This is a genomic window from Streptomyces sp. BK79 (assembly GCF_044142145.1).
Classification (GTDB): Bacteria; Actinomycetota; Actinomycetes; order Streptomycetales; family Streptomycetaceae; genus Streptomyces.
In genome coordinates, this window is the sequence record NZ_JBHVOC010000097.1 from 1 (window position 1) to 421 (window position 421).

1 protein-coding gene is annotated in these 421 nt (G+C 73.9%); it reads right to left on the reverse strand.

Features of this window, described 5'->3' with window-relative positions; genetic code table 11:
* On the reverse strand, window positions 1-421 hold a 421-nt coding region (locus tag ACFIF2_RS35950; RefSeq protein WP_395577497.1), incomplete at both ends, for a maltotransferase domain-containing protein.

Sequence of the window (421 nt, forward strand, 5' to 3'; positions counted from 1 at the left end):
TGCCGGCTTCGGTGACGAAGTGGTCGAAGTCGTCGATCGTGCCGAGGGCGGGGTGGATCGCGTCGTGGCCGCCTTCGGGGGAGCCGATGGCCCAGGGGACGCCGACGTCGTCGGGGGCGGCGGAGAGGGTGTTGTTGCGGCCCTTGCGGTGGGTGGTGCCGATGGGGTGGACCGGGGGGAGGTAGACGACGTCGAAGCCCATCGCGGCGATGGCGGGCAGGCGCCGGGCGGCGGTGCGGAAGGTGCCGTGGGGCTGGTCGGGGGTGCCCTCGGAGCGGGGGAAGAACTCGTACCAGGCGCCGTACAGGGCGCGTTCGCGCTCGACCAGCAGGGGCAGCGGGTCGGAGGTGGTGACCAGCTCCCGCAGCGGATGCCGGGCCAGCACCTCGTCCACCTGAGGCGTCAACGCCGCCGCCAGCCG